We start from the raw sequence: 1,049 nt of genomic DNA on the forward strand, positions 1-1,049 counted from the left end.
GAGCACAAGGCTCGGTTCGGGGTCGCTCCGATCTGCCGTGCGCTGACCGCGCACGGATGCAAGATCGCCCCGAGAACCTTCCACGCCTGGGCGCGACGAGCACCGTCGAAACGGGCATTGTGGGACACCACGGTCACCGAGATCCTCGCCGGCTACTACGAACCCGACGAACAGGGCCGCCGCGCGCCGGAGTCGTTGTACGGGGCCGAGAAGATGTGGGCGCACCTGCAACGGCAGAAGATCCCGGTCGCCCGCTGCACCGTCGAACGGCTCATGCGGGCCAACGGCTGGAAAGGGGTGGTGCGGCGCAAGAAGATCCGCACCACCGAACCGGATCCGGCCGCCTCGCGGGCACCGGACCTGGTCGATCGCCAGTTCCGGGTTCCGGCACCGAACATGCTGCTCGTCGCCGATTTCACCTACGTTCGCCTGGTCACGGGCGCGTTCGTCTACACGGCGTTCGTGATCGACGCCTACGCCGGGCGGATCCTGGGCTGGGAATGTTCGACCAGCAAACAAGCCGCGTTCGTCAACTCCGCGATCCGTCAGGCCGCGGCGTTACGGCATCGGGAAGGACATCCGTTGGCGGGCAACACCATTCACCATTCCGATGCGGGGTCGCAATACACGTCGCTGCGGCTCGGGGAAACGCTGTTGCTCTCGGGCATGGTCGCGTCGATCGGATCGGTGGGCGACGCATACGATAATGCGCTGGCGGAGACCATGATTGGGCTTTACAAGACCGAAGCGGTCCGCGATGATTCACCGTTTCGGCGCGGCCCTCTGAACCGGCTCGCCGACGTCGAGTTGCTCACCGCCGAGGGTCCGATGGTTCAACCAGTCCCGGCTCATGCACCGGCTCGGCCGCAAACCACCGGTCGAGTTCGAAGCCGACTACTATGCACTCCACGCCGAGCAACCGGCTGGAGACAGATAAACCGGTGTGCATCAAAACCAATGCCGTTAACTTTGGGGGTTTGCTGACGGCTGGCAACTGATGGGCGAATCGTGCTGTGTGGCTGGGTGTTCGGCTGTAGGGTGCCGGGTCG

General features: G+C 64.7%; 1 pseudogene. It reads left to right on the plus strand.

From position 1 onward, the window contains the following. Positions 1-937 (plus strand): annotated as a pseudogene (locus ACFXN1_RS51935) (IS3 family transposase); the annotation flags it as partial. Positions 938-1,049: the final 112 nt, after the last annotated feature.

It is taken from the genome of Nocardia sp. NPDC059154, assembly GCF_042755705.1.
Lineage (GTDB): Bacteria > Actinomycetota > Actinomycetes > Mycobacteriales > Mycobacteriaceae > Nocardia.